The sequence below is a fragment of the Capnocytophaga sp. oral taxon 329 str. F0087 genome, from assembly GCF_000213295.2.
In the GTDB taxonomy this organism is placed as follows: Bacteria; Bacteroidota; Bacteroidia; order Flavobacteriales; family Flavobacteriaceae; genus Capnocytophaga; species Capnocytophaga leadbetteri_A.
In genome coordinates this window covers 39697-46718 of sequence record NZ_KN389983.1, presented here as the reverse complement: position 1 = coordinate 46718, position 7022 = coordinate 39697, and the positions used below count along the sequence as shown (strand labels likewise).

The 7022-nt window shown below is 38.8% G+C and carries 6 protein-coding genes and 1 pseudogene; 6 read left to right on the top strand and 1 reads right to left on the bottom strand.

What is annotated here, in order from left to right; genetic code table 11:
• Positions 1–143: 143 nt before the first annotated feature.
• The 6 genes from HMPREF9074_RS00210 to recN all read left to right on the top strand — a co-directional run bounded on the left by HMPREF9074_RS00210 (position 144) and on the right by recN (position 6601).
• Positions 144–743 (top strand): master DNA invertase Mpi family serine-type recombinase, encoded by a 600-nt coding sequence (locus HMPREF9074_RS00210; RefSeq protein ID WP_009392235.1) that lies wholly within the window; start codon positions 144–146, stop codon positions 741–743.
• 92 nt (positions 744–835) lie between these two features.
• Entirely contained in the window at positions 836–2362 is a 1527-nt protein-coding gene (locus HMPREF9074_RS00205; protein ID WP_009392238.1) for a helicase HerA-like domain-containing protein, read from the top strand.
• The gene (locus HMPREF9074_RS00200; RefSeq protein WP_009392240.1) at positions 2362–2910 is read left to right on the top strand and encodes a hypothetical protein; all 549 of its coding nucleotides are present in this window, start codon (positions 2362–2364) and stop codon (positions 2908–2910) included. The genes HMPREF9074_RS00205 and HMPREF9074_RS00200 overlap by 1 nt, the downstream gene beginning before the upstream one ends.
• A 17-nt stretch (positions 2911–2927) precedes the next feature.
• Positions 2928–4052 (top strand): 3,4-dihydroxy-2-butanone-4-phosphate synthase, encoded by a 1125-nt coding sequence (ribB, locus tag HMPREF9074_RS00195; RefSeq protein WP_009392242.1) that lies wholly within the window; start codon positions 2928–2930, stop codon positions 4050–4052.
• Positions 4053–4055: 3 nt separating this feature from the next.
• Positions 4056–4937 (top strand): type IX secretion system protein PorD, encoded by an 882-nt coding sequence (locus tag HMPREF9074_RS00190; RefSeq protein WP_009392245.1) that lies wholly within the window; start codon positions 4056–4058, stop codon positions 4935–4937.
• 5 nt (positions 4938–4942) lie between these two features.
• Entirely contained in the window at positions 4943–6601 is a 1659-nt protein-coding gene (recN, locus tag HMPREF9074_RS00185) for a DNA repair protein RecN (RefSeq protein ID WP_009392246.1), read from the top strand.
• A gap of 117 nt (positions 6602–6718) precedes the next feature.
• On the opposite strand, the pseudogene HMPREF9074_RS00180 reads toward recN, so the two are convergent.
• Positions 6719–7022: pseudogene (locus HMPREF9074_RS00180) on the bottom strand (ATP-dependent DNA helicase); the annotation flags it as partial.

Genomic DNA, 7022 nt, shown 5'->3' with positions numbered 1-7022 from the left:
ATACTTAGATTGTATTTTGTTATTGACAAAATCATAGTGAGAATGTATTCCATTAGCCACCTCTTCATCGTATAATTTAAATGCCCATCATTGTTTTATTCTTTTTGATTATATTTATTAGTTTAATCAAATTAATTTATACAATGATTTATGGATATATTCGGGTAAGTTCCGATAAACAAACCGTAGAAAACCAGCGTTTTGAAATTAGTAATTTCTGTGAGAAAAAGAGCCTAATTATTAATCTTTGGGTAGAAGAAACCATTTCAGGAATGACAAAAGTGGAGAATAGAAAACTCGGCAAACTCCTCAAAAAAATGAAAAAAGGCGATGTGCTTATTTGCTCAGAATTGTCGCGTTTGGGGCGTAACCTCTTGATGATTATGGGAGTACTTAATGAGTGTATGAACCGCGATATTCAGGTGTGGACAATTAAAGATAATTATCGCTTGGGGAGCGATATTAATAGCAAAGTGTTGGCGTTTGCCTTTGGGCTATCTGCTGAGATTGAACGTAACCTTATTAGTCAGCGTACCAAAGAGGCATTGGCACGCAAGAAAGCAGAGGGAGTAGTTCTCGGTCGCCCTAAAGGTAGTAAGTCCGCTAAAACAAAACTCACCGGACAAGAAAAACAGATTAAAGAGCTTTTAGAGAAAAAAGTATCGTATTCGGCTATTGGGCGTATTCTTGGGGTGCATAGGCTTACAGTGAGTAGTTTCGTGAAAAAAATTGCGGATAGTTAATTGTTAATTGATAATTATTTTGTACCTTTGTGCCTTGAATTGTGCATTAACTATTCCTTACCCATTCTTAATCACAAAATCACTAACATCTGATGACTAAAATAGACGCTTTTAAAGAAACTATGATAGCAGGGTATACCTGCAAAGGGGAGTATATTACCGTGGGAGGGGCTGTGTATGAAGGGCAGCCACTTGAAAAGGTATATGTAAATATTCCTCTGAAAACCCTTAACCGTCACGGTCTGATAGCGGGAGCTACTGGTACTGGTAAAACTAAAAGCCTACAAGTGATGGCTGAACACCTTTCTAAAAAAGGAGTGCCTGTGCTGCTGATGGATCTTAAAGGCGACCTTAGCGGTATAGGTGAGTCGGGTGAGGTGAAGCCTTTTATATTAGAGCGACTTGGCAAAATAGGCTTAGATTTTCAGCCGCAAGCTTTCCCTACTGAACTGCTCACTATCTCTGAGCAAAATGGTGTGCGTATGCGCGCTACTGTATCGGAGTTTGGGGCTACTCTCTTATCGCGTATCTTAGATCTTAGTGAGGTGCAAGAGGGGGTGTTGGCTGTGGTTTTTAAATATTGCGATGACCACGCTTTGCCACTTTTAGACCTCAAAGACCTTAAGAAAGTATTGCAATACGCCACAGAAGAGGGTAAGTCGAGTTTTGAAAAAGAGTACGGAGCGGTATCAAAATCGTCTACTAGTGCTATTTTGCGCAAGATAGTAGAGCTTGAGCATCAAGGGGCTGAACGTTTCTTTGGCGAAGTGAGTTTTGACCCCGCAGACCTATTGCGTACTAATAGCAAAGGTGAGGGGTATGTGAATATCATACGCCTAACGGATATACAAGACCGCCCTAAAATGTTCTCTACCTTTATGCTGAGCTTATTGGCAGAGATTTACACCACTTTTCCAGAGGTGGGCGACCTACCTAAGCCTAAATTGGTGATATTTATAGATGAAGCGCATCTTATCTTCAACGAAGCTTCGCGCACACTGCTCAACCAGTTAGAAAATATAGTAAAACTCATACGTTCAAAAGGGGTGGGGCTTATTTTCTGTACCCAAAACCCTACTGACATACCTGATGCAGTACTTTCGCAGTTGGGTATGAAAATACAGCACGCTATTAGGGCTTTCACCGCTAAAGACCGCAAGGCTATTAAGCTAACGGCTGAGAATTACCCCAGCTCTGATTTCTACGATACTGCGGAAACGCTTACTTCGCTTGGTACGGGTGAGGCTTTGGTAACTGCCCTTAACGAGAAAGGTATCCCTACGCCATTGGTAGCTACGATGATGCGCGCTCCTATGAGTCGTATGGATATGCTTACTCCCGCCGAGATTGATGCACTGATAGCACGCTCTGAATTGGCACGCAAGTACAATGAGGTGATAGACCGCGAGAGTGCTTATGAGTTGCTAAACAAGAAGATAGACGAGATTCACACTGAAGAGGCAAAACAAAAGGAAGTGACTGAAAAGCAATCTGCTCCCAAGACTACCCAGACTAAGGGAAGGCGTTCTTCAGCACAAAATCCGTTGATAAAAATGGTTACCAGCGCCACCTTTGTAAGAGGGGTATTAGGAATATTAAACAAAATTATTAAGAAATAATGAGAAAGTACTTTATCGCAACTATGGTTATAATGAGCCTTATAGGCTGTAGTGATAACAAAAATGAGTTTTTAATTAGCAATGATAGAGTAGGGGGACTTCAGAAAGATACTCCTATACAGAAATTAGATTCTATTTTTGCTAAAGATTCTATTGTAAACTCTAACTTAGAAGGAGAATTGCGCTATGCAAGTACCGAACGCATCACTATTTTTAATAAAGAAGGGAAAGAACTATTAGAAATAACTCCTAAAACCAATGATAAGCACGAAAAAGTAGTGGAAAGCGTCTTCGTACTGTCGGAATTATACACAACAGATAAAGGAATATCGCTTAAAAGTACTTTTAAAGAGGTAAAAGAGAAGTACCCTGAGTTGGATATAGAACCTTCTATTAGCAGTGTAATAGTAACTCCTAAGGGGCAAAATTTCTATTTTACATTTGATAAAACCGCTTTAAAAACTAATAATTTAGGGCTTTCTGATACTGTGACTGCTGAAGATATAGACGATACAGCTAAAATCACGCGTATCAGTGTTAATTTTTAGGAAAATATAATAATAAAATGAACCATATTAAACTTAACAGCATTGAAGAAGCTGTAGAGGATATAAAAAAAGGTAAAGTAGTCATCGTAGTAGATGATGAAAACCGCGAAAACGAAGGTGACTTTATAGCCGCTGCTGAAAAGGTAACCCCTGAGATGATCAACTTTATGATTACTAATGGTAGGGGGTTAGTATGTGCTCCGCTTACTGAAAAGCGTTGTGTAGAACTTGATTTGCCAATGATGGTACAAAATAATACAGTACTGCACGAAACGCAGTTTACTGTATCGGTAGACCTCAAAGGTAATGGTTGTACTACAGGTATTTCAGCTTTTGACCGTGCTAAGACTATACAAGCCTTAGTGAACCCTGATACTAAGCCTTTTGATTTGGGTAGACCAGGGCATATATTCCCGCTTCGAGCTAAAGAAGGAGGTGTATTGCGTCGTACAGGACACACAGAAGCTGCTATAGACCTTACTCGTATTGCGGGACTTTATCCTGCCGGTATTTTGGTAGAAATCCTAAATGAAGATGGTACTATGGCACGCCTACCACAGTTGGTAGAAGTAGCTAAGAAGTTTGACCTTAAAATTATCTCTATAGAAGACCTTATCGCCTACCGTATGCGCAAAGATACTTTGGTGATTAAGAAAGAGGATTTTGCGCTACAAACTCCGTACGGAGAGTTTCGCTTGCGTGCTTATGAGCAAACTACCAATAAACAGATACATTTGGCCTTTACTAAAGGTTCTTGGAAGGCAGATGAGCCAGTGCTTACCCGTGTGCATTCGTCATTTATTAGCAATGATATTTTAGAGGTATTAGCGGGTGATAAAGACAATCCGTTAGAGCGTATCTTTAAGAAAATCAACGAAGAAGGCAAAGGGGCTGTAATTGTAATCAACAAAGAAGGGTACTCTCAGAACCTGTTGCAGCGTATTACTGAGATGAAAGAGCACCAAAATGGACACCCACTACCGCAACTAAACAAAGATACTAAAGATATAGGTATGGGGGCTCAGATACTCAATGATTTGTCTATTAGAAAGTTGCGTTTGCTCACTAACTCTAAGAATGCTGCCAGCTACGTAGGTATGTCAGGCTACGGATTAGAAATTACTGAGGAAATACCTTATTAATATATGAAGAAAATACTATTTGTAGGAGCATTGCTGTGCAGTATGTTCACTAAGGCTCAAGAACTTAATGCCTTAGTGACAGTCAATACACAACAGGTAAACCAAAGCAATCGTTCGGTATTCAAGACTTTAGAGAAATCATTGCAAGAGTTTATCAACCAAACTCGCTGGACAGACCTAAAAGTGCGTGAAAACGAACGTATACGCTGTAGTTTTACATTAGTAATCAATAAGTTAGAAAATTCACATTACGAGGCGAGTCTGTTAGTGCAGTCGTCACGCCCTGTGTATAACACTGCTTATTACACACCTGTATTTAACCTACAAGACAAAGAGGTAGCTTTTGATTATCAAGAGTTTACTCCTCTTACTTTCAACGAAAACACTTTTGAGTCGAATCTTACTTCAGTAGTGGCCTATTATGTCTACCTGATATTAGGGTTTGATGCAGATACTTTTTCGGAGAAAACAGGTCATCCGTATTTTCTGAAAGCTAAACAAATAGTCACTGCCGCACAGAATAGTGCTTATGCAGGCTGGGCTGATAATGGTAAGAATAATCGTTATTTGCTGATAAATGAACTTATATCAGAAAACTATGATTTATACCATAAGGCTTATTATCAATATCACCGCTTAGGTTTAGATGTGATGAGCTCACAAGAAAAAGAAGGCAAAGAGGCTATACAAAACGCTATATTGCTTTTGGAGAAAATACCGAGCTTAAGGCTTAATTCTTATGCTATGGTAGCCTTTTTTAGTGCTAAAACTGATGAAATAGCTGCTATTTTTTCAGGAGGAGCTATTTTTGATACTAAACAGCTGAAAGAAGCCTTGGTGAAGCTATCGCCAGCACAAATGACCAAGTGGAATGAAATAAAATAAAGACTATGCTCACAGCACTATCTATAAAAAACTATGCACTTATTGACGACCTAAAAGTTGACTTTCCTGAGGGGTTTATCATTATCACAGGTGAAACAGGTTCGGGTAAATCCATTATGCTTGACGCCCTTTCTCTGATATTAGGCAAACGCGCTGATATGTCAGCTTTGCGCAATAAAGAAGAGAAATGTATCATAGAAGCTGAATTTTCATTGCAAAACTATGAATTTCAGCCTTTATTTCAGGAGTTAGATATTGATTACGACCCACAGACAATTATAAGGCGCGAGATATTGCCTTCAGGTAAGTCGCGTGCTTTTGTAAATGATGTGCCAGCTACCTTAGAGGTACTTTCTCGTTTGGGACAGGTATTGGTAGATATTCATTCGCAGCATCAAACGCTTGCTCTTAGTGATACCTCCTTTCAGTTTGCTATTATCGATGCAATGGCAAATGATAAGTCATTGCTAACAGAGTATGTGCAACTACACCAGTTACTCAAAAAAGAACAGAAAAAGTTAGAAGAGCTTATTGAATTTCAGAAAAATACCAAAAAGGAGTACGATTATAATCTGCATCAGCTTAAAGAGCTCAAATCGGCTACTTTAGAAGAAGGTATTTTAGAAGAATTAGAAGAGAGTTATGAGGAAGCCTCTAATATAGAGGATATAAAAGAGAATGTATCGGAGAGTCTTTACCTACTCAATGATGAAAATATAGGTATTCTTAATAATTTGCGCGAACTTAAGCGCTCTTTCTCATCGCTTACTGAGTATAAACAGCTTTACCGTGATTTATATGAACGTATAGAGTCTGCTTTCTTAGAATTAGAAGATTTAGCTTCAGAAATTAGTGATATAGATGAGAGCATAGAGGCTGACCCTGATAACTTAGAGCAAATCTCTAAACAACTAAATAAGATTTACTCCTTGCAAAAGAAGCACAGTGTAGCAACAGTAGAAGAACTGATAGCTATTCAGCAAGAGTTAGAAGAAGCAGTATCAAAAACAGAAAGTGTAGATATTGACCTCAATAAACAAAAGAAGATAGTAGAAGAGCAGCATACAGCAACCCTCAAGAAGGCAAACCAGCTACACAAAGTGCGCGAGAAGGTAATCCCTGCCCTCGACAAGAAGCTAACTAACTTTATGCACGAGCTCGGTATGCCTAATGGGCGTTTTTCGATTACCCTTACTGCTACTGATACTTTCTTTGCTAACGGCAATGACGAGCTTTCATTCTTGTTTTCAGCCAATAAAGGAGGGGATTTCGGACAGTTAAAAAAGGTAGCCTCTGGAGGAGAACTCTCTCGTATAATGCTGGCAGTCAAGGCTATTATGGCAGAACATACCGCTCTCCCTACTATTATGTTTGATGAGATTGATACAGGGGTTTCTGGTGAAATCTCTCAGAAGATGGGTGATATTATGAAGCAAATGAGCCAAAACCGACAAGTATTTGCTATCACACATTTGCCACAAATAGCAGCTAAAGGAGCTTATCATTTTAAGGTCTTCAAAGAAGATAGCAAAGGTAAGACCACTACCCATTTAAAACTTCTTACAGAAGAAGAACGTATTACAGAACTTTCTGAAATGCTTGAAGGCAAAAACAGCGGTGCTTCAGCTCGCAATCACGCTATAGAGCTATTAAGAAAAGGATAGAAAATTTGATAATTTGACGATTTGTCAATTAGCAGATTAACAAATAAAAAAGAGTCTATTAGTTTAAAATCTAATAGACTCTTTTTTTATTAACTCATTGGCTAATTTACAAATTAGCTAATTGACTATAGTTAGCTTTGCAAACCGCAGTAGGATATTTTTTAAACCTCCTACCTCAAAGTTTATTTGTGCTTTTTTATCATTACCACTGCCTTCTAAGCCTACTACTTTACCTTTTCCAAAACGCTCGTGATAGACATTGGTGCCTATATCTAAGCCATTATAAACATCTTTGCTGGCTATATTCTGCATAGCATTGATGGGCTTTAACTTGCGTAGCTTTTGCTGTTCTTCACCTGTAGGAGCGTTTTTAGCAGGAGGCGTACCACTAATAGGTTTCTGCAAGCGTAGCTTACTCTTA

What these genes read in the sequence shown, in the direction of transcription:
- HMPREF9074_RS00210 (WP_009392235.1), top strand. Translation starts at nt 144, where the DNA reads ATGATTTATGGATATATTCGGGTAAGTTCCGATAAACAAACCGTAGAA.
- HMPREF9074_RS00205 (WP_009392238.1), top strand. Translation starts at nt 836, where the DNA reads ATGACTAAAATAGACGCTTTTAAAGAAACTATGATAGCAGGGTATACC.
- HMPREF9074_RS00200 (WP_009392240.1), top strand. Translation starts at nt 2,362, where the DNA reads ATGAGAAAGTACTTTATCGCAACTATGGTTATAATGAGCCTTATAGGC.
- ribB (WP_009392242.1), top strand. Translation starts at nt 2,928, where the DNA reads ATGAACCATATTAAACTTAACAGCATTGAAGAAGCTGTAGAGGATATA.
- HMPREF9074_RS00190 (WP_009392245.1), top strand. Translation starts at nt 4,056, where the DNA reads ATGAAGAAAATACTATTTGTAGGAGCATTGCTGTGCAGTATGTTCACT.
- recN (WP_009392246.1), top strand. Translation starts at nt 4,943, where the DNA reads ATGCTCACAGCACTATCTATAAAAAACTATGCACTTATTGACGACCTA.